We start from the raw sequence: 18,778 nt of genomic DNA on the forward strand, positions 1-18,778 counted from the left end.
AAAGCTACGCGTGGTTTGATGCAGTACCACATAGCGTCAAAAGCGCCGCGCGGTTTGATGAAGCACCGCGACGGCGCGCGCAGCGCCGCCGGAAGAATGACTGCCTTGTCACGAACGCGGAGTGTGCGAGAGCACCGATTCCAGATGCACCACTACGCCCTCCAAGCCAGGGGACCCACTTAAGAGTTAGCGGTGTGAGCCGCTTTCTTTGCCTACTTTCTTTGCGGCGGCAAAGAAAGTAGGTGCCGCCCCGCACAGGGGCAACGCCAATAGACCACTAACAAATCAAGTAAAAGCCAAAACTACAAAACCACAACCCAATCCGCCGACCAGGCAAAACACACCACATCAATCCCGCGCCGAAGAAGCGGCCCCATGACTTAACCAATCCAGCACAGCGCTCGCATCATCATCAGCACCTTGCCGCGCCCTGGCAACAGTCTCCGCCACATCCGCGCTAGGCACGGCGCGCCGAATCGCCACCCCCACAGCAAGAATATCGATCATCACCAGATGCAGAATCCGCGAAATCATCGACAACTGCGACTCGCGAATTTCAATGTGATCGGTTTCCAGCGCGACAGTCGCCCGCTTGGCCAACGGCGTATTGCTCGAAGTAATCGCAATCACCTTGGCCCCCGCCTGCATCGCCACATCCAGCACGCGCAGTAATTCGGGCGCGCGTCCCGACTTGGACACGGCAACGATCACATCACCCTTGCCGAGCAGCGCTGCCGACGCCGCCTGCATATACAGATCGCCGTAGGCAATCGTCGGAATGCCGAAACGGAAAAACTTGTAATGCGCATCCTGCGCGACGATGTTCGAATTGCCGAGCCCGTAAAACTCGATGCGCCGCGCGCCGTTCAACAGATCGATCGCCCGCTCGACATGCTCGAAGTTCAGATGCTCGCGCAACTGCAAGATCGCCGACACGGTGTTGTCGAGCACCTTCGCGCCGAAGTCCGTCGCTGTGTCGCCCAGATGCACCTGGCTATGACTCACCGGAATCGTGCCGGTCAAACCCGTCGCGAGCTTCAGCTTGAAATCCGACAAACCCTGGCAGCCGAGCGAACGGCAAAAGCGGATCACCGTCGGCTGACTCACGTCGGCCTTGCGCGCGATATCGACGATCGGATCGTTGATGATCGAGCGCGGATGATTCAGCGCGAGATCGGCCACGCGGCGCTCGGCCGGCGTCAACGCGTCGCGCATCTGGCGAATCCGTTCGAACACAGCCGATGAACTGCCGCCCGCGCGATTCGACAACTGCTCGGCGAGAATCGCCGAAACGCCGAGAAACGCCGGGTATTCGGCGGTGATCACATAGGTCGGCACGTTCTGCAAATACGCCTCGAAGCGGCCCTTGGCCTCGAACCGCTTGCGAAACGACGAGCGCGCGAAGAACTCGCCCAGGCGCGGCACCACGCCGCCGCCAATGTAGATGCCGCCCAGCGCGCCGAGCGTCACCGCGATATTGCCGGCGAAGGTGCCGAGAATGCCGCAGAACACGTCGACGGATTCGGCCGCGAGCGGCTCGCCTTCCAGCGCGCGCTTGACGATCTCGACCGTGTCGACGCTCGCGGCCACGCGTTTCTTGTCGCGGCCCGCCAGCGCGCGGTAGATGACCTCGATGCCGGGACCCGCGGCCACGCGTTCGAACGACACGTGCGACCACTTCTTGCGCGCGTATTGCAGCACGATGTCCTCGCGTTCGTCCGCCGGCGCGAAGGTGGCGTGGCCGCCTTCGCTGCCGAGTGCGATCCAGCGGTCGTCGGCGGGAATCAGGCCGGACACGCCCATGCCGGTGCCCGGGCCGAGCAGGCCGATCACGCTGTTCGGACGGCGCGTGCCGCCGCCCACCTGCACGCGTTGCGCGTCCGTGAGTCCTGGCAGCGCCATGGCGAGCGCGGTGAAATCGTTCACCACCAGCAGCGTGTCGAAGCCGAGCGCGCGGCGCGTGGCTTCGATCGAAAAGCTCCAGTCGTGATTCGTCATGCTCACCTGATCGCCGTCGACCGGGTTGGCAATCGCGATGGCCGCATGATTCACGCGGCCGATCCTCGTGTCCTTCAGGTACTTCTTGATGACTTCGGCCACGCCCGGATAGTCGGCGCAAGGGTAGACCTGCACCGAGCCGATCTCCCCCGGACTGTTTTCCAGCGCGAAGCGCGCATTGGTGCCGCCGATGTCGGCCAGCAGCCTCGGTCCATCGGCGTGCTGGCCCGCGCCCGGAACAGCCTTAGTTTGCACACCAGTAGACATCGAGTCTCACTCCCTTGTCGTTCGCCAACTGCGAGATGGCATTTTTTTGTAGCGAAGCGGCGGCGGCATTCAGCACGTCCATCTTGCGCGGTCCGGCGATCAGCAGGAACAGATGCTTCACTTCTTTCAACGCGGACAGCGACCAGCTCACGCGCGCATGCGGCGCATTGCCGGGATGCACGGCGACGAAGCGCTCGGCGGTGGTGATCGCGTGATCCCATTCGGGCGCGTCGGCAAAGATCGACGCGGTGTGGCCGTCTTCGCCCATGCCGAGAATCGCGACGTCCGGCGCGATGCTAAAGCGCGGGTCGGCATTCAACGCGGCAACATGCGCGTGCAGATCCTGCGCGGTGTCGGCGAGCGGCCAGAACGCGGCGTGTCGCGCGGCGTTTTGCAAGAGCGTGTCGTGTACCAGTTGCGCGTTGCTCGCGCTGTCCGTCTCGGGCACCCAGCGGTCGTCGACCAGCGTCACGGCAATGCGCGCCCAGTCGAAGGATTGCGTGGACAGCGTCTGCAGAAACGGCCGCGGACTGCTGCCGCCGGATACGGCAAGCAGGGCAGGGCGCGTGCCGGTGGACGTGCCGGTGGCGGCCGTGGCCGCCGATGCGGCGAGCGACGCATGTAACGCGTCGCCGACCGCTTTCGCCAACGCGTCGGATTGGGCGCGTTGGTCGTCGAAAGCGTGAAGCTCGATCACTTCTCCTCCGTGCTGCTTTCTTGTTAGATCCGCGGAACGTGCGGTACTGCTCCCGTTCGACGCCTGCAAGCTGGGATGACTTGCAGGCGCCTTCGTGATACCGGCGCCATTCCGTTCAGTTCGTCGGTGGGTCTTACGGGCGGCGCGCCGCGCCGCCGTGATTCAATTCTCTTCCTCGAGCCAGCAGGTGCCGTGCTGCGCCAGCATCGCGCTCGCCGCGGCCGGCCCCCACGTGCCCGATGCGTACGGCTTGGGCGGCTTGTTCGAGGCCGCCCATTCGTTCAGGATCGGTTCGACCCAGCGCCAGGCCGCTTCCTGCTCGTCGCGCCGCACGAACAGCGCGAGGCGGCCGTTGATCACGTCGAGCAACAGGCGCTGATACGCTTCCATCTGGCCTTCGCGGAAGAACCGGTCGAACGCGAGGTCGAGATGGACGCTGGCGAGATTCATGCCTTCGCCCGGCTGCTTGGCGAGGCAGTAGAGGCGAATGGTTTCGTTCGGCTGCAAGCGGATCACGAGGCGGTTCGCCCCGGCGCGCAACGCGGAGGCCCCCAACGCCGAATGCGGCACCGGGCGGAAATTCACCACGATCTCGGCGACGCGGTCCGCGAGCCGCTTGCCCGTGCGCAGGAAAAACGGCACGCCGGCCCAGCGCCAGTTCTCGATCTCGACCTTCAGCGCGACGAAGGTTTCCGTCGTGCTCTCCGGCTTCACGCCGGGCTCGGTTGCATAGGCGGGCACCGTGGTGCCGCGAATCACGCCCGAATGATATTGCCCGCGCACGGCGACCTTGCTGATGTCGCGCTGATCGATCGGTTTCAATGCGCGCAGCACGCGCAGCTTCTCGTCGCGTACCGAGTCGGAATCCATCGAATGGGGCGGTTCCATCGCGACGATCGAAAGCAGTTGCAGCAAATGGTTCTGCACCATGTCGCGCAATGCGCCGGTGTTGTCGTAGAAGTCGCCGCGCGCCTCGACGCCGAGTTCCTCGGCGATCGTGATCTGAATGCTCTCCACCCATTCGCGGCGCCACAGCGGCTCGAACAGCGCATTGCCGAAGCGCAGCGCCAGCAGGTTCTGCACCGGCTCTTTACCGAGGTAGTGGTCGATCCGGTAGATCTGTTCCTCGGCGAAGATTTCGCCGACCGCATCATTGATCGCATTCGACGACTTGAGGTCATAGCCGAGCGGCTTTTCGAGCACGATGCGCGCGTTTTCGTTCAGCCCCACCGACGCCAATGCGCGGCAGATCGGCACGAACAGCGACGGACCCGTTGCCAGATAGAACACGCGAATGCCGGGCAAGTCGCTCACGGCATCGCGCAGCAGCGCGAAGTCTTCGGGATTGCCGAGATCGAGCTTCACGAACTCGATGCGTTCGAGAAAGCTCGCCCATGCCGTTTCGTCCAGACCGTTCTTCGACACATATGGCTTGACGTGCGTATCGACCCATTCGAGGTAGCCGCCACGATCGGCCACATGGCGCGCCACCGCGACGATCTTGCCGCTCGCGGCGAGCATGCCGCCCGCACGGTGCGCTTCAAACAGTGCCGGAAGGATCTTGCGCATCGACAGATCGCCAGTTCCGCCGAAGAGAACGAAGGTGAAGCTTGAGTCGGTTTGCATGAGTCTCCGTCGATGTCCTGGGGCCGCCGCGGTCAGCAGAAAGAGCGGCCGTAGTCCGATAAAATATTTTTTGACACTGAATTGTAGTTTAACTACAATCCAAATCAAGAGGTAGCGCTAATTCGATGAAAAAAGCGTGTGGCTGCAAGGCAAAAACATGCGTTTTTCCCGATCGGCGGGCGTCCCCTGCATGTTAACGGACATTACGTGTCGGCACTTGCCAGCATGCGCCGGCGGCCTTTCGGAAAGCCGGATATCTGGGCAGCCGGCAAGGGCGCCGCACCAGGTTGACGTGCGAGGCACCTCGAGTCTGCCGCGCGAAGCGGGCAGGCAAAAATCAAAAGAGGAGACAGTCAGTTGCATCCCGAACCACTCATCTCTTGAGCTTCCAGCGGACGAACATCGGTCCGCCGGCACATGCGTCACGCATGCGCCCGACCGTGCTCGATCGCCCAGTGTTTTGCCTGTTTGAACCAACCACAGCACCCTGGCGACATCAGGGGCCATTCGTTTTTTGTTCAGGTGTCTGGAGGAGATAAGCAATGAAATTTCGCGCGATCATGGGCGCTTTGTGCGCCGCGGGTCTGATGTGTGGCGTCTCGGCCGTGCAGGCCGCCGAGTCGGTCGAAGTGTTGCACTGGTGGACCTCGGGCGGCGAGTCGAAAGCCGTCGGCGTCCTCAAGGACGACATGACGAAGCAGGGTTACACGTGGAAGGACTTTGCGGTGGCGGGCGGTGCGGGCGCGGCTGCCATGACGGCGCTGAAGACGCAGGTGATCTCGGGCAACGCGCCGAGCGCCGCGCAGATCAAGGGTCCGCTGATTCAGGACTGGGCACAGCAAGGCGTGCTGGTGCCGATCGACTCGGTCGCAGGCGACTGGAAGAAGAACCTGCCGCCGGAAATCGACAAGATCATGCACGCGGAAGGCCACTACGTGGCGGCGCCTTTCTCGGTGCACCGCGTGAACTGGCTGTACATCAACAAGGCGGCACTGGAGAAGGCGGGCGGCAAGGCGCCGACCACGTGGCCCGAGTTCTTCGCGGTGGCCGACAAGATGAAGGCCGCGGGCATCCAGCCGGTCGCGATGGGCGGTCAGCCGTGGCAAGACCTGACGCTGTGGGAAGACGTCGTGCTGTCGCAAGGCGCCGAGTTCTACAAGAAGGCGCTGGTCGATCTCGACGAAAAGACGCTGACCTCGGACAAGATGGTCGGCGTGTTCGACACGGTCCGCAAGATCCAGGGTTACTTCGACGCGGGCCGCACGGGCCGTGACTGGAACCTCGCCACGGCAATGGTCATCAACGGCAAGGCCGGCATGCAGTTCATGGGCGACTGGGCGAAGGGGGAATTCGCCAACGCCGGCAAGAAGTCGGGTTCGGACTACATCTGCGCCGCCGTGCCGGGCACCGAAAAGTCGTACACGTTCAACGTCGATTCGTTCGTGTTCTTCCAGCAGAAGGGCCAGAAGGCAGCCACGCCGGGTCAACTGGCGCTCGCCAAGACGATCATGTCGCCGGAGTTCCAGGAGCAGTTCAGCCTGAACAAGGGTTCGATTCCGGTGCGTCTGGGCGTCTCGATGGCCAAGTTCGACGACTGCGCGAAGAAGTCGTATGCGGATGAACAGGTGGCGATCAAGTCGGGCGGCTATGTGCCTTCGCTGGCGCACGGCATGGCGCAACCGGATGCAGCAGCCGGCGCGATCTCGGACGTGGTCACGAAGTTCATGAACTCGCAGCAGGATTCGAAGAGCGCGGTTGCCGCGCTCGCGAAGGCAGCGAAGACGAAGTAAGTCGCACGTCGTGGTTTGAGTGAAGCGGCGCGCCCGGCCGTTGCGGCAACGGGCGCCGGGCGCGCCCTTCAGGACGCTGATCGCGCCGCATGTGCCGGATGCGTTGAACAGGCCGGCAGCAGGCGCCTTCACCCCTGGTTTCATCGAGTCACACCTATGCCGTCGCGGCCTCGTGCATCGCAAGCGCGAGCCACCCGGCGGTACAGTTTCAGCAGGAGTCGAGTAGTGACTGCTTCTATCAGCGGAAACGGGAAAACGGCCACCGTCTCCCGCCGCGCGTCGCCCATGGCGGCCCTTGCCGATCGCTGGATTCCGAAGCTGGTGCTCGCACCCAGCGTCGTGATCAGCCTGGTCTTCGTGTATGGCTTCATTGCCATCACCGGCTATCTGTCGCTGTCCAATTCGCGGCTGATGCCTCGCTATGATTTCGTCGGCCTCGACCGTTATCGCGAACTGTTCGATAACGACGTGTTCTGGACCTCCGCCGCCAACCTCGGCTGGTTCGGCATTCCGTTCATCGGCATCTGCATCGGCCTGGGTCTGTTCCTCGCCATTCTGCTCGACCAGCAGATCCGCAACGAAGGCGCGCTGCGCGCCGTGTTCCTGTATCCGATGGCGCTCTCGTTCATCGTTACCGGCACCGCGTGGCAATGGATCATGACGCCGAGCATCGGCCTCGAGAAAGTGTTTCACGACTGGGGCTGGACGAGCTTTTCGTTCAGTTGGCTCGGCGACCCCGACAAGGCGATTTTCTGCGTCGTGATCGCGGCGGTGTGGCAATCCACCGGTTTCGTGATGGCGCTGTTTCTCGCGGGCTTGCGCGGCGTCGACGGTGAAATCTTCAAGGCCGCGCAGATGGACGGCGCGAACCTCCCCACCATCTATCGCAAGATCGTGATTCCGAGCATGCGCCCGGTGTTCTTCTCCGTGCTGCTGATTCTTTGCCACATCACGATCAAGACCTTCGACCTCGTTGTCGCGTTGACGGCGGGTGGTCCTGGCACGTCATCGTCGCTGCCGGCCATTTTCATGTACACGTTTTCGTTCAATCGCGGGCAACTCGGCGTCGGCGCGGCATCGTCGATGATGATGCTCGCCACCGTCGTGGCCGTGCTCGTGCCGCTCATGTATCTGGAATCGAGGAGCACCCGCAATGCAGCCTAAGATGACGATCAGCCGTGCCGTCATTTATGCGGCCCTGATTCTGTTCGCCCTGTATTTCCTGTTCCCGCTCTACGTGATGCTGTCCACGTCGTTCAAGGACATCGATCAGCTTCGCACCGGCAATCTGCTCACGCCGCCCACTCACTGGACCGTCGAGCCGTGGATCAAGGCATGGAGCGGCGCCTGTACGGGTGTGCGTTGCGACGGCATGCAGCCGTTCTTCATGAACTCGGTGCGGATGGTGATTCCCGCCGTGCTGATCTCGTCGATCGTCGGCGCGTTCAACGGTTATGTGCTCACGCACTGGCGTTTTCGCGGCGCCGATCCGATCTTCACGATGCTGCTGGTCGGCTGTTTCATTCCGTTCCAGGCGATCCTGCTGCCGATGGCGCGTTTCGAAGGCTTTCTTGGCCTGTCGAACACGACCACCGGTCTGGTGGTGGTGCACGTGATCTACGGTATCGCCTTCACCACGATGTTCTTCCGCAACTTCTACGTGAGCATTCCGGCTGAACTCGTGAAGGCGGCGCGTATCGACGGCGCGGGCTTCTTCACGATCTTCACGAAGATCCTGCTGCCGGTATCGCTGCCGATTTTCATGGTGTGCCTGATCTGGCAATTCACGCAGATCTGGAATGACTTCCTGTTCGGTATCGTGTTCTCCGGCGTCGATTCGATGCCGATCACGGTGGCGCTGAACAACCTCGTCAACACCTCGACGGGCGTGAAGGAATACAACGTGGACATGGCCGGCGCGATCATCGCCGCATTGCCGACCTTGCTGGTCTACATCATCGCCGGACGCTATTTCGTGCGCGGCCTGACGGCGGGCGCAGTGAAGGGCTAATGAACCCAGGCTAGACCATCCGAGCGCGGCGGGGCTTTCTGCCTGTGTGCACGAAGCACCGCCGTCACCCGACCAGACGTTTTCAAGCAGTACCAGAGACAAGAGGAATCACAGCATGGCAAGCCTTTCCATCCGTGACGTGTACAAGACTTACCCGAACGGGGTGCCGGTTCTGAAGGGTGTCAACATCGACATCGAAGACGGCCAGTTCCTGATTCTCGTCGGCGGCTCGGGCTGCGGTAAGTCGACGCTGCTCAACATGATCGCCGGCCTCGAAACCGTGACCAAGGGCGAGATCCAGATCGACGGCAAGACGGTGAACAACCTGTCGCCGAAAGATCGCGACATCGCGATGGTGTTCCAGTCATACGCGCTGTATCCGTCCATGACGGTGCGCGAGAACATCTCGTTCGGCCTGAACATCCGCAAGGTGCCGAAGCAGGAGCAGGCGCAGATCGTCGATCGCGTGTCGAATACGCTGCAGATCACGCACCTGCTCGATCGCAAGCCGGGCCAGTTGTCCGGCGGCCAGCGTCAGCGCGTGGCGATGGGTCGCGCGCTGGCGCGCGATCCGGTGATGTTCCTGTTCGACGAGCCGCTGTCGAATCTCGACGCGAAGCTGCGCATCGAAATGCGTTCGGAAATCAAGCTGCTGCATCAACGCCTCGGCACGACGATCGTCTACGTGACGCACGATCAGATCGAGGCGATGACGCTCGGCGACCGCATCGCGGTGATGAAGGACGGCATCGTGCAGCAGTTCGGCGCGCCGCAGGAAATCTACGACTCGCCGTCGAATCTGTTCGTGGCCGGTTTCATCGGCGCGCCGCCGATGAACTTCATTCAGGGCAAGCTGGTTGAACAGGGTTCGGGCGTCGGCGTGGAGCTGGATACCGGCGTCGCACGCACTGCGTTGAATTTGCCGTTCGACTCGGCGAAGGTGAAATCGCACGTCGGCCGCGAGGTGATTCTCGGCTTGCGCCCGGAGCGCATCACCGACTCGCGCGGCGCGCATGGCGACCACGGCAAGCTGCAACAGATCGAAGTGAAGGTCGACGTGATCGAGCCGACCGGCCCGGATACGCTCGTGTTCGCGCAGGTCAACGGCAAGCGCATCGTGAGCCGCGTGCACCCGGCGTCGAATCCGCAGCCGCTGTCGAACACGACGCTCCTGTTCGATACGTCGAAGGCGGTGTTGTTCGATCCGTCCAATGAGGAGCGGATTGCCTGATGGCGAGAGCCTGAGCGCGAAGCCCCATTCGACGGCAAAGCCCCATGCGTTGCGAAACGCATGGGGCTTTTTGCTGTTGGCGTGGGTGCGTTCTACGCGTCGGGAATGCGCAGATCCGGATTGTTGCGCACGAGTTCGGTCACCCACTCGGTGAACGCACGCAGCCGCGAACTCAGATTTCGCCGATGCGCGTAGAGAATCGACAGCGGCGTGCTGGGGCTCGCATAGTCCGAGAGAATTTCCTTGAGCGCGCCCTGTTCGATCAGATCGGCGACCATGTAGCGCGACGGCTGAATGATGCCGTGGCCGAGCGCGCCCGCGCCGATGTAGACGCTGCCGTCGTTCACCGCGAGCACGCTCTTCATCGCGACCTTGACGAGTTCGCCGTTCACTTCGTATTCGAACGGGAAGGTCCTGCCGGTGCGCGCCGACACGTAATTGACGGCGCGATGCTCGCCGAGCTCTTCCAGGGTGGTCGGCGTGCCGTACTGCTCCAGATACGCGGGCGACGCGCAGGTGACGATCCGCGCCTGACCGATGCGCCGCGCGACGAGGCTCGATTCTTCCGGCGTGCCCATGCGGATCACGCAATCCACGCCGTCCTGGATCAGATCGATATTGCGGTCCGCGAGACCGAGCCGCACGTCGATTTCGGGGTATTGGCGGTAGAAATCATCGAGCGCGGGAAGCAGCAGCGCGCGGGCGAGCGTGCCGGAGGTATCCACGCGGATCGTGCCGGACGGATGCTCGCGCTTGTTCGACAGCGACGATTCGGCGTCGGTGACTTCGGCGAGGATGCGCACGCAGCGCTCGTAGAACAGCGCGCCGTCCTCGGTGACGCTGACCTGGCGCGTCGACCGGTTCAACAGACGCACGCCGACGTGTTCCTCCAGCGCCTGGATGGTGCGGCTGACCTTGGCGCGCGGCAGGTCGAGCGATTCCGACACCTTGGTGAAGCTGTTCGCCTCGACCACGCGCGTGAATATCTCCATGGCTTCGAAACGGTCCATCTTTTGCCCTATGAGTGATTGGCGGAAGTGGCTTGCGGAGTGAAGTGTATAGGTTGGAAATATTGTTGTCGCATAGCCGCCGCGCCGCGCTCAATCCCGGTCGGGTGCGCCGAGCGGGAAAAGCGGCCGATAGGGGCGCGCCTCGTCCACCGCGCGGGCGAACGACGGTCGCGCCAGCAGCCGCTTCCGGTAGGCGAGCACGTGCCTGAAAGCCGGGCCGATGCGGTGCGTCCAGTCGGCATAGAACAGGAACGGTGCGGCGCCGCAATCGGCGAGGCTGAAGGTGTCGCCGGCGGCCCATTCGCGCTCGGCCATCACGTTGTCGAGCCAGCCGTAGGCGGTGTCGAGCATCGCGCGCGCTTCGGCGACGGCGCGCGGGTCGCGCTCCGGCTCGGGCCGCAGGCTGTCGTAGACGATTCTTTGTTGCGGCGTGGAGATGTAGTTGTCGAAGAAGCGGTCCATGCCGCGCACTTCCAGCGCGGCACGGGCATCGGCGGGCAGAAGCGGCACCGGCCCGGGATGATACAGGCCGAGATACTCGATGATGATGCTGGCCTCAATCACCGTGCGGCTGCCGTCGACCAGCAGCGGAAAGCGCTTGATCGGCCACAGCGCGGCGAATTCGGCCATGACTTGCGGGTCGTCGTGAGCGAGCAGGCGCAGTTCGAACGGCGTGCCGTTTTCGTAGAGCGCGGTGAGGACCTTCTGGCAGTAAGAGGAGAAGGGATGGGCGTAGAGCTTGAGGGGCATCGTGGTCACCTGGGGCGGTTGCTGAGCGCGCTGTGGCGCAACGACGGCGCTAGGGCCGTTTACCTCACGACGAACGGCGGTGGCGGAAATCGACAGCCGTGAAAATTCACCCGATGCCGTTGTTTGCGTTCGCGGTTTGGGTTCGCGGCTAGTGCGGCAAACGAACGTCGAACCTGAACGTCGCCAGCCTCGCCAGCAGAATGAAAGCAGTGGCGCCCAGCACGCTATACACCGTGTCGACGTTCAGATAATCCAGCAGCACGTACAGCCAGCATCCCACGAAGGCGCAGGTCGCATACGGCCGCGAGTCGCGCAAGATCAGCGGCACCTCGTTGCACAGCACGTCGCGAATCACGCCGCCGAAAACGCCGGTCAACACGCCCATCAACACGGAGGTGAACCATGGCATCTGCGCGTCGTGCGCGATCGAGGTGCCGGCGATACTGAACAAGCCCAGCCCGACTGCGTCGGCCACCAGCAGAACCCGTTCGGAGATCAGCCGCGAGGTCATCTTAAGAATCGCCGGCGCAAACAGCGACATCACGAAAATCGCGATCAGATACCCTTGATGCTCGACCCAATAGAACGGCCGCCGCTCCAGCAGCACGTCGCGCAACGTGCCGCCGCCGAAGGCCGTGGCGATCGCCACGAGGAACGTGCCCACCGCGTCGAGCCGGCGGGTTCGTGCTTCGATGAAGCCGGAAATGGCGTACGCGAAAATAGCCAGCGCTTCCATGATGGTCAGCGCCAGCGTCAACCTGGGATGGATCACCGCGACTCCGTCAGGGCTTGGTCTGAGCGGGCATCGCGCCCGGCTGCAGCAGCACGACCACCGCGCCGGCGCCGCCGTCGTGCGGACGCGCCTGACAGAACGCGATGACCTCGGACTTCTGCACGAGCCACGCGCGCACCTTGCCCTTCAACACCGGCTCCTTGCCGATCGACCCCAAACCCTTGCCGTGGATCACACGCAAACAGCGCAAACCGCGCTTCACGGATTCGCGAATGAACTCGGCCAGCGCCTCGCGTGCTTCCTCGCGCCGCATGCCGTGCAGATCGATTTGCGCCTGCACGATCCAGTCGCCGCGCCGCAGTTTTCGCACGACTTCCTGACTCACGCCTGGACGGCAATAGGACAGCGTTTCGTCGGTTTCGAGCAGTATCTCGGGATCGAACTCGTCGGAGATCGCTTCGTGCAGCACGGCTTCTTCGTCGAGCCTGGTCTGCACGGGCAGCGGCGGCGGAGGATTGCGCGGCAAAGTGGCGCGCGGCGGGACGGCGAGCGGCGCGACCGCGCCGATCTCGCGGCGAAACAGATCGGCGTCCGCCGACGCCTCGCGCTGCGCGGCTGCCGCCGCCGCCCGTTCGCGCTCGCGTCGTTGCGCGTCGACCTTTAACGCATCGCGCAGCGCGCCGAGGCCGGCGAGACCCGCCGCCGGTTCAGGCTTCGGTTTGTCCACGGCCGCGGCCGGTTCCGGCGCGGGCCTGGCGACGGCTCGCACGCGTTTCGGCTCGTTAGGGTGAGGCTGATTCTTCGGCATATCGGCTAATACACGCAGAAAAGTAAGTCGATCGCGGGGCGCAAAAAAGGCCGCCGGCTTCTCAGCCGCGGCCTTTGCTCATGCAGGCGGCCGGGCTCACGCCCAGCCGCTATTTTACCGTTGCGCCTAATACGAAGCAGCGTTGTTGACGGCGGTGCGGCTTGCCGTCCTGGATCAACGCTCGGCTTCCGCGCTCATTACGTGCTCGCCGATTTCCTCGATGCTCTCCAGATAGCGTTGCGCATCGAGCGCGGCCATGCAGCCCGTGCCCGCGCTGGTGATCGCCTGACGGTACACGTGGTCCTGCACGTCGCCCGCCGCGAACACGCCCGGCACGCTGGTGGCGGTGGCAAAACCGTTCAGGCCGCCCTTGGTGATGATGTAGCCGTTCTTCATCTCCAACTGGCCTTCGAAGATATCCGTGTTCGGCTTGTGGCCGATCGCGACGAACAGACCCTGCAAAGCGATATCGGTGGTTTCGCCGCTTTGCGTGTGCTTGATGCGCACGCCGGTCACGCCCGATTGATCGCCGGTGACTTCATCGAGCGTATGGTTCCACTTGATCTCGACGACGCCTTCCTTTTCCTTCGCGAGCAGCCGGTCGATCAGGATCGGCTCGGCGCGGAACTTGTCGCGGCGATGGATCACGGTCACCTTCTTCGCGATGCCCGACAGGTACAGCGCTTCCTCGACCGCGGTATTGCCGCCGCCGACCACGGCCACGTGTTGTTGCTTGTAGAAGAAGCCGTCGCAAGTGGCGCAGGCCGACACGCCCTTGCCCATGAATGCCTCCTCGGACGGCAGGCCGAGGTATTGCGCCGATGCGCCGGTCGAGATGATCAGCGAGTCGCACGTGTATTCGCCCGAATCGCCGATCAGGCGGATCGGTTTTTCATCCAGTTTTGCCGTGTGGATGTGGTCGAAAATGATTTCGGTGTTGAAGCGCTCGGCATGCTCCAGAAAGCGCGTCATCAGTTCCGGGCCTTGCACGCCGTTGGCGTCGGCAGGCCAGTTTTCGACGTCGGTCGTGGTCATCAGCTGGCCGCCTTGGGCGAGACCCGTGACGAGCACCGGCGCGAGATTGGCGCGCGCCGCGTAGACCGCCGCCGTATAGCCGGCGGGGCCGGAACCGAGAATCAGAACCTTGGCGTGTTTCGTGGAAGTAGCGGGCATGATCGAAATCCTTATACGGCGCCCGGCTCGCCCATGCGAGGCCGCGCGACTTGGGCTGAAACTGTAGATGGGTGTCAGTGCGGCATTATAAAGGGCGGGGCGCCGGCCTGCTTCATGAAGCTTTCTCATCGCGGCGATAGCGTCGCCCGCGGGGGCGGCGCGCTTTTGCGTGGCCAATCGGCCAAGTTACCGTCATTTACAGCCTCGCGTCCGACACTGCGTTTACAATAGGCCGGATCGAACTTCCCGGTCGCCGGGATCGGGCCCGAAGCCGCGCCGGGCGAGGCTTCGGCCTCGACTCAGGCGGGGAAACGAGCCGGGCAATCAGCCAGGCACCAAGCCGGGCGCCACGCCGGAAAGCGGCAACACTCGGGCCACACACGCAACAGGATCAATGGCAAAAGCTCCCTATTCCGCGAGCGCGCAGGCATTGCCGCACCGCATGTCGCGCCTTTTCACCGAAATCCGCTGGATCCTGCAGGTGGCGCTCGGCGTGTTCCTGCTGATGGCGCTCGTCAGTTACAGCAGGCGCGACCCGAGCTGGACGCACGCCGCGCAAGTCGACCACATCGCCAACTGGGCGGGCCGCGTCGGTGCGTGGACGTCCGACATCCTGCTGCTGCTGTTCGGCCTGTCCGCCTACTGGTGGATCGTGCTGCTCGGCCGTCATATCTCCGCCAACTACAAGCGCATCACCCGTCACGAGGATCTTGACGAAGACGCGCCGCGCGACGCCAGCTGGCTCGCGGACGCGTTCGCGTTCATGCTCGTGCTGCTGGCCTGCGACGGCATCGAGGCGCTGCGCACGTGGTCGCTGAAAGTGCAGTTGCCGCGCGCGCCGGGCGGCGTGATCGGCGAGGCTGTCGCGCGCGGCGTGTCGCATGCGCTCGGCTTCACGGGCGGCACGCTGGCGCTGTTGATCGTGCTCGGCATCGGCTTGTCGCTGTATTTCCGTTTTTCGTGGCTGTCGGTGTCGGAGAAGGTCGGCGAATCGATCATCTCCGCGGTGACGTTCGCCAAGCTGCGCCGCGAGGCCGGCCGCGACCGCAAGCTGGGCGAGGCGGCCGCCGTCAAGCGCGAAGGCAAGGTCGAGAAGGGCCGTGTGCGGATCGAGGAGCACGAACCGGTCATGATCGTGCCGCCGGTCGTTTCGCCGGCCAAATCCGAGCGCGTCGAGAAAGAACGGCAAGTGCCGCTCTTCACCGATCTGCCCGGCGACTCCACGTTGCCGCCGATTTCGCTGCTCGATCCCGCGCCCGTCGCGCAGGAAAGCATCTCGGCGGATACGCTGGAATTCACATCGCGTCTGATCGAGAAAAAGCTCAAGGACTTCGGCGTCGAAGTGAGCGTGGTGGCCGCCTATCCCGGTCCGGTCGTCACGCGTTATGAAATCGAGCCGGCCACCGGCGTGAAGGGCAGCCAGATCGTCAATCTGGCCAAGGACCTTGCGCGGTCGCTGTCGCTCGTGTCGATCCGCGTGGTCGAAACCATTCCGGGCAAGAATTACATGGCGCTGGAGTTGCCGAATCAGCGCCGGCAAACCGTGAGCCTCTCGGAGATTCTCGGCTCGGCGGTCTACGCGGACGCCGCCTCGCCGCTCACCATGGGCCTCGGCAAGGACATCGGCGGCAAGCCGGTGTGCGCCGACCTCGCGAAAATGCCGCACTTGCTGGTGGCCGGTACGACCGGCTCGGGCAAGTCGGTGGGTATCAACGCAATGATCCTCTCGCTGCTCTACAAGGCGAGCGCCGACCAGGTCCGCATGATCCTGATCGACCCGAAGATGCTCGAAATGAGCGTCTACGAAGGCATTCCGCATCTGCTGTGTCCGGTGGTGACCGACATGCGCCAGGCCGGTCACGCGCTGAACTGGGCGGTCGCCGAAATGGAGCGCCGCTACAAGCTGATGAGCAAGCTCGGCGTGCGCAATCTCGCCGGCTACAACAACAAGATCGACGAAGCGGCCAAGCGCGACGAAAAGCTGCCGAATCCGTTCAGCCTCACGCCGGACGAGCCGGAACCGCTCACGCGCCTGCCGCACATCGTCGTCGTGATCGACGAACTGGCCGACCTGATGATGGTGGTCGGCAAGAAGGTCGAGGAATTGATCGCGCGAATCGCGCAGAAGGCGCGTGCGGCCGGTATCCATCTGATTCTGGCCACGCAGCGTCCGTCGGTCGACGTGATTACCGGGCTGATCAAGGCCAATGTGCCGACGCGGATGGCGTTCCAGGTGTCGTCGAAAATCGACTCGCGCACGATTCTCGACCAGCAGGGCGCGGAATCGCTGCTCGGCATGGGCGACATGCTGTATCTGCCGCCGGGCAGCGGCCTGCCGGTGCGGGTGCATGGCGCGTTCGTATCCGACGAGGAAGTGCACCGCGTGGTGGACAAGCTCAAGGAACAGGGCGAGCCGAACTACATCGAGGGCATTCTCGAAGGCGGCGTGACGGGCGAGGGCGACGAAGGCTCGGCGGGTGCAGGCGGAGCCGGGTCCGGCGACGGCGAGTCGGATCCCTTATACGATCAGGCGGTCGACGTGGTGCTGAAAAACCGCCGCGCTTCGATCTCGCTGGTGCAGCGGCATTTGCGCATCGGCTACAACCGCGCGGCCCGTTTGCTCGAGCAGATGGAGAACTCGGGCGTGGTGTCGGCGATGTCGTCGAACGGCAATCGCGAGATTCTCGCGCCGGCGCGCGAAGCGGAGTAGGGTGCGTGGCCTGGTCCGCCTGGATGGCGGCGAAGGTTGCGCATGCGCGCATGACCGGTGGGTCCCATCCACCGCAGCATCGCGCCGCATGGCTCCAATAAGCCCCGTTTAAGCCTCGGCGACTAAGCTGATACGGCAAGGTCGCGGGCAGCGCTCTCGACCTCGCGGCACGCACAGCCGCCACGGTCCCGCAGCCGCTGGTTTATTCGCCGGCCGCCGCGACCGCTCAACGAATTCAATCAAGGGAGAACATAATATGCAGCTATTCACGCAGCGGCACGCTCGACAGCGTGCTCAATCCAGCCGTTTCGGCCAGCTTGCGGGGACCATCGCGCGTCGCATCGGCAGCGTGGCGATCGGCGCGTCGATGCTGGTCGCGTCGCAGGCATTCGCTGGCGGCACCGAGCAACTGAAGGCATTCGTCGCGCAAGTCCACTCGGCGCGCGGCACGTTCGTGCAGCAGGAAGTGCGGGCGCCAGGCAAGGCGCAAGGCGCCAGCGCGGCAAGCGGCGTGCTGTCCACCGCGGGTAGCGGCAAGCGCGGCACGTCGAGCGGCACCTTCACGTTCGCGCGGCCGGGCAAATTCATCTGGCAATACGAGAAGCCTTATGCGCAACTGCTGCAAGCGGACGGCGACAAGCTCTACGTGTACGACAAGGATCTGAATCAGGTCACGGTGCGCAGCTTGGGCGGCGCGCTCGGCGCGAGCCCGGCGGCGATCCTGTTCGGCAGCAACGATCTGGAGAAGAACTTCACGCTGCACGATGCGGGCGTGAAGGCCGGCATCGACTGGCTCGAACTCACGCCGAAGGCGAAAGACACGCAGTTTCAGCGCGTGGGCATCGGCTTCAAGGACGGCAATCTCGAAGCGATGGAATTGCACGACGTGTTCGGCAACGTGACGCTGCTGACGTTCTCGAACATTCAGAAGAACCCGCCGTTGCCGGCCGATGCGTTCAAGTTCACGGTGCCGAAGGGCGCGGATGTGATCAACGGTTAAGCGAACGCGCTACTCGTTCGCTTTGGGAAGTTCGACCGCATGCGCGGCCTTCATATCGTCGATGAACGCCTCGACGATCTCCGTTCGGTGCTGCCGCGCCCGCGTGACCATATGGAACACGACGCGGTAGCGCATCCGCGCCGGGTTCAACGCGGCGAGCAGTCCTTGCTCGACGAACGGCGCCGCGAAATGCCCCGGCAAATAGCCGAGATGATGCCCGGACAGCACGAGCATCGCGACCGCTTCCATGTTGTCCGCGACGGCGGTCACGTTGGGCGGCGTGGTCGAGTTCTCCGCTTCGGGCAGCGGATAACTGCGCCACGCCCATTCATGTGCCGCGGCTTCATCGGGCGACACTTCGCCGGCTGAAGCGAACAGCGGATGCCCTTTCGCGCAATAGGCGAACTGATCTTCCGCGAACACTTCGGTGTAGTCGAGCGACGGCACGCGATGCCAGAAATAGCCGATGCCGATCTGAATCCGGCCATTGAGCAGCAACTCTTCCAGCTCGCCCGGCGAGCGCACCAGAATCGAAAAACGCACCGACTGATCGCGCGCGCGGAACCGGCCGATCGCGTCGCTGATGCGCGCGCTCGCCGATACCGGCGTGTGGCCGATCATGCCGATATCGAGCGTGCCCACCAGCTTGCGGCCGACGTTGCGGACCTGCATGCCGAAGGTATCGACGGCCGACAGCAGGGCGCGAGCGGCGTCGACGAACTGCTCGCCGCGCGCCGTCAGGCTGAAGCCGCCGCGGCCGCGCGCGCAGAGGCGATAGCCGAGGCGCGTTTCCAGCGTCGCAAGCTGCGTGCTGATGGTCGACTGGCCGATATTGAGCGTGGCCTGCGCCGGCGAGACGCCGCCGGCGTCGACGATGGCGAGAAACACGCGGATCAGCCGCAGATCGAGATCGGTGAGTTGGGAGAACATGCTTGAGGATACATCGCTCGGAATCAATGTGAACTTTATTCTGT

15 protein-coding genes are annotated in these 18,778 nt (G+C 63.7%); 6 read left to right on the top strand and 9 right to left on the bottom strand.

The window, feature by feature from the left end:
* Nucleotides 1–348: 348 nt before the first annotated feature.
* The 3 genes from ACTJLC_RS24325 to zwf all read right to left on the bottom strand — a co-directional run bounded on the left by ACTJLC_RS24325 (nucleotide 349) and on the right by zwf (nucleotide 4,588).
* Nucleotides 349–2,265 carry a bifunctional transcriptional regulator/glucokinase gene (locus tag ACTJLC_RS24325; RefSeq protein ID WP_073430796.1) on the bottom strand — a complete coding sequence of 639 codons (1,917 nt, stop codon included), beginning with the start codon at nucleotides 2,263–2,265 and terminating at the stop codon, nucleotides 349–351.
* Nucleotides 2,243–2,962 (bottom strand): 6-phosphogluconolactonase, encoded by a 720-nt coding sequence (pgl, locus tag ACTJLC_RS24330; protein WP_310134796.1) that lies wholly within the window; start codon nucleotides 2,960–2,962, stop codon nucleotides 2,243–2,245. The genes ACTJLC_RS24325 and pgl overlap by 23 nt, the downstream gene beginning before the upstream one ends.
* Before the next feature lie 162 nt (nucleotides 2,963–3,124).
* A complete protein-coding gene (gene zwf, locus ACTJLC_RS24335; protein WP_073430794.1) occupies nucleotides 3,125–4,588 on the bottom strand; it encodes a glucose-6-phosphate dehydrogenase in 1,464 nt (487 codons plus the stop codon).
* A gap of 542 nt (nucleotides 4,589–5,130) precedes the next feature.
* On the opposite strand from zwf, the gene ACTJLC_RS24340 reads away from it, so the two are divergent.
* From ACTJLC_RS24340 to ACTJLC_RS24355, 4 genes are all read left to right on the top strand, one after another.
* Nucleotides 5,131–6,378: an ABC transporter substrate-binding protein gene (locus ACTJLC_RS24340; protein ID WP_310134792.1), complete on the top strand. Its 1,248-nt coding sequence runs from the start codon at nucleotides 5,131–5,133 to the stop codon at nucleotides 6,376–6,378.
* A gap of 225 nt (nucleotides 6,379–6,603) precedes the next feature.
* Entirely contained in the window at nucleotides 6,604–7,542 is a 939-nt protein-coding gene (locus ACTJLC_RS24345; RefSeq protein ID WP_073430792.1) for a carbohydrate ABC transporter permease, read from the top strand.
* Nucleotides 7,532–8,389, top strand: a complete 858-nt coding sequence (locus ACTJLC_RS24350; protein WP_073430791.1) for a carbohydrate ABC transporter permease — start codon at nucleotides 7,532–7,534, stop codon at nucleotides 8,387–8,389. Before ACTJLC_RS24345 ends, ACTJLC_RS24350 begins: the two co-directional genes overlap by 11 nt.
* A 115-nt stretch (nucleotides 8,390–8,504) precedes the next feature.
* The gene (locus ACTJLC_RS24355) at nucleotides 8,505–9,620 is read left to right on the top strand and encodes an ABC transporter ATP-binding protein (RefSeq protein WP_083085490.1); all 1,116 of its coding nucleotides are present in this window, start codon (nucleotides 8,505–8,507) and stop codon (nucleotides 9,618–9,620) included.
* Between the two features lie 92 nt (nucleotides 9,621–9,712).
* Here ACTJLC_RS24355 and ACTJLC_RS24360 read toward each other — a convergent pair whose 3' ends face one another.
* The 5 genes from ACTJLC_RS24360 to trxB form a co-directional block, all read right to left on the bottom strand.
* Nucleotides 9,713–10,630 (bottom strand): LysR family transcriptional regulator, encoded by a 918-nt coding sequence (locus ACTJLC_RS24360; RefSeq protein ID WP_073430789.1) that lies wholly within the window; start codon nucleotides 10,628–10,630, stop codon nucleotides 9,713–9,715.
* Nucleotides 10,631–10,720: 90 nt separating this feature from the next.
* Complete coding sequence (locus ACTJLC_RS24365; RefSeq protein WP_114163425.1) at nucleotides 10,721–11,380, bottom strand: glutathione S-transferase family protein; 660 nt, start codon at nucleotides 11,378–11,380, stop codon at nucleotides 10,721–10,723.
* A gap of 148 nt (nucleotides 11,381–11,528) precedes the next feature.
* Nucleotides 11,529–12,149: a trimeric intracellular cation channel family protein gene (locus tag ACTJLC_RS24370; protein ID WP_310134854.1), complete on the bottom strand. Its 621-nt coding sequence runs from the start codon at nucleotides 12,147–12,149 to the stop codon at nucleotides 11,529–11,531.
* 13 nt (nucleotides 12,150–12,162) lie between these two features.
* A complete protein-coding gene (locus ACTJLC_RS24375) occupies nucleotides 12,163–12,921 on the bottom strand; it encodes a Smr/MutS family protein (RefSeq protein WP_073430788.1) in 759 nt (252 codons plus the stop codon).
* Between the two features lie 174 nt (nucleotides 12,922–13,095).
* Nucleotides 13,096–14,094 (bottom strand): thioredoxin-disulfide reductase, encoded by a 999-nt coding sequence (trxB, locus tag ACTJLC_RS24380; RefSeq protein ID WP_073430787.1) that lies wholly within the window; start codon nucleotides 14,092–14,094, stop codon nucleotides 13,096–13,098.
* Between the two features lie 394 nt (nucleotides 14,095–14,488).
* Here trxB and ACTJLC_RS24385 point away from each other — a divergent pair, with 394 nt between their 5' ends.
* Both ACTJLC_RS24385 and lolA read left to right on the top strand, forming a co-directional pair.
* Nucleotides 14,489–16,804, top strand: coding sequence for a DNA translocase FtsK (locus ACTJLC_RS24385; RefSeq protein ID WP_440845473.1), 2,316 nt, complete (start codon nucleotides 14,489–14,491; stop codon nucleotides 16,802–16,804).
* A gap of 256 nt (nucleotides 16,805–17,060) precedes the next feature.
* Entirely contained in the window at nucleotides 17,061–17,804 is a 744-nt protein-coding gene (lolA, locus tag ACTJLC_RS24390; RefSeq protein ID WP_310118696.1) for an outer membrane lipoprotein chaperone LolA, read from the top strand.
* Nucleotides 17,805–17,813: 9 nt separating this feature from the next.
* Here lolA and ACTJLC_RS24395 read toward each other — a convergent pair whose 3' ends face one another.
* Nucleotides 17,814–18,734 (bottom strand): LysR family transcriptional regulator, encoded by a 921-nt coding sequence (locus ACTJLC_RS24395; RefSeq protein ID WP_310134785.1) that lies wholly within the window; start codon nucleotides 18,732–18,734, stop codon nucleotides 17,814–17,816.
* Nucleotides 18,735–18,778 lie beyond the last annotated feature (44 nt).

Origin of the sequence: Paraburkholderia sp. 22099 (assembly GCF_052045835.1) — a bacterium.
In the GTDB taxonomy this organism is placed as follows: Bacteria; Pseudomonadota; Gammaproteobacteria; order Burkholderiales; family Burkholderiaceae; genus Paraburkholderia; species Paraburkholderia terricola.

Excerpts from the sequence above, each read along its gene's own strand:
- ACTJLC_RS24325 (WP_073430796.1), bottom strand. The coding sequence starts at position 2,265 with ATGTCTACTGGTGTGCAAACTAAGGCTGTTCCGGGCGCGGGCCAGCAC.
- zwf (WP_073430794.1), bottom strand. The coding sequence starts at position 4,588 with ATGCAAACCGACTCAAGCTTCACCTTCGTTCTCTTCGGCGGAACTGGC.
- ACTJLC_RS24340 (WP_310134792.1), top strand. The coding sequence starts at position 5,131 with ATGAAATTTCGCGCGATCATGGGCGCTTTGTGCGCCGCGGGTCTGATG.
- ACTJLC_RS24350 (WP_073430791.1), top strand. The coding sequence starts at position 7,532 with ATGCAGCCTAAGATGACGATCAGCCGTGCCGTCATTTATGCGGCCCTG.
- ACTJLC_RS24355 (WP_083085490.1), top strand. The coding sequence starts at position 8,505 with ATGGCAAGCCTTTCCATCCGTGACGTGTACAAGACTTACCCGAACGGG.
- ACTJLC_RS24360 (WP_073430789.1), bottom strand. The coding sequence starts at position 10,630 with ATGGACCGTTTCGAAGCCATGGAGATATTCACGCGCGTGGTCGAGGCG.
- ACTJLC_RS24365 (WP_114163425.1), bottom strand. The coding sequence starts at position 11,380 with ATGCCCCTCAAGCTCTACGCCCATCCCTTCTCCTCTTACTGCCAGAAG.
- ACTJLC_RS24375 (WP_073430788.1), bottom strand. The coding sequence starts at position 12,921 with ATGCCGAAGAATCAGCCTCACCCTAACGAGCCGAAACGCGTGCGAGCC.
- trxB (WP_073430787.1), bottom strand. The coding sequence starts at position 14,094 with ATGCCCGCTACTTCCACGAAACACGCCAAGGTTCTGATTCTCGGTTCC.
- ACTJLC_RS24385 (WP_440845473.1), top strand. The coding sequence starts at position 14,489 with ATGGCAAAAGCTCCCTATTCCGCGAGCGCGCAGGCATTGCCGCACCGC.
- lolA (WP_310118696.1), top strand. The coding sequence starts at position 17,061 with ATGCAGCTATTCACGCAGCGGCACGCTCGACAGCGTGCTCAATCCAGC.
- ACTJLC_RS24395 (WP_310134785.1), bottom strand. The coding sequence starts at position 18,734 with ATGTTCTCCCAACTCACCGATCTCGATCTGCGGCTGATCCGCGTGTTT.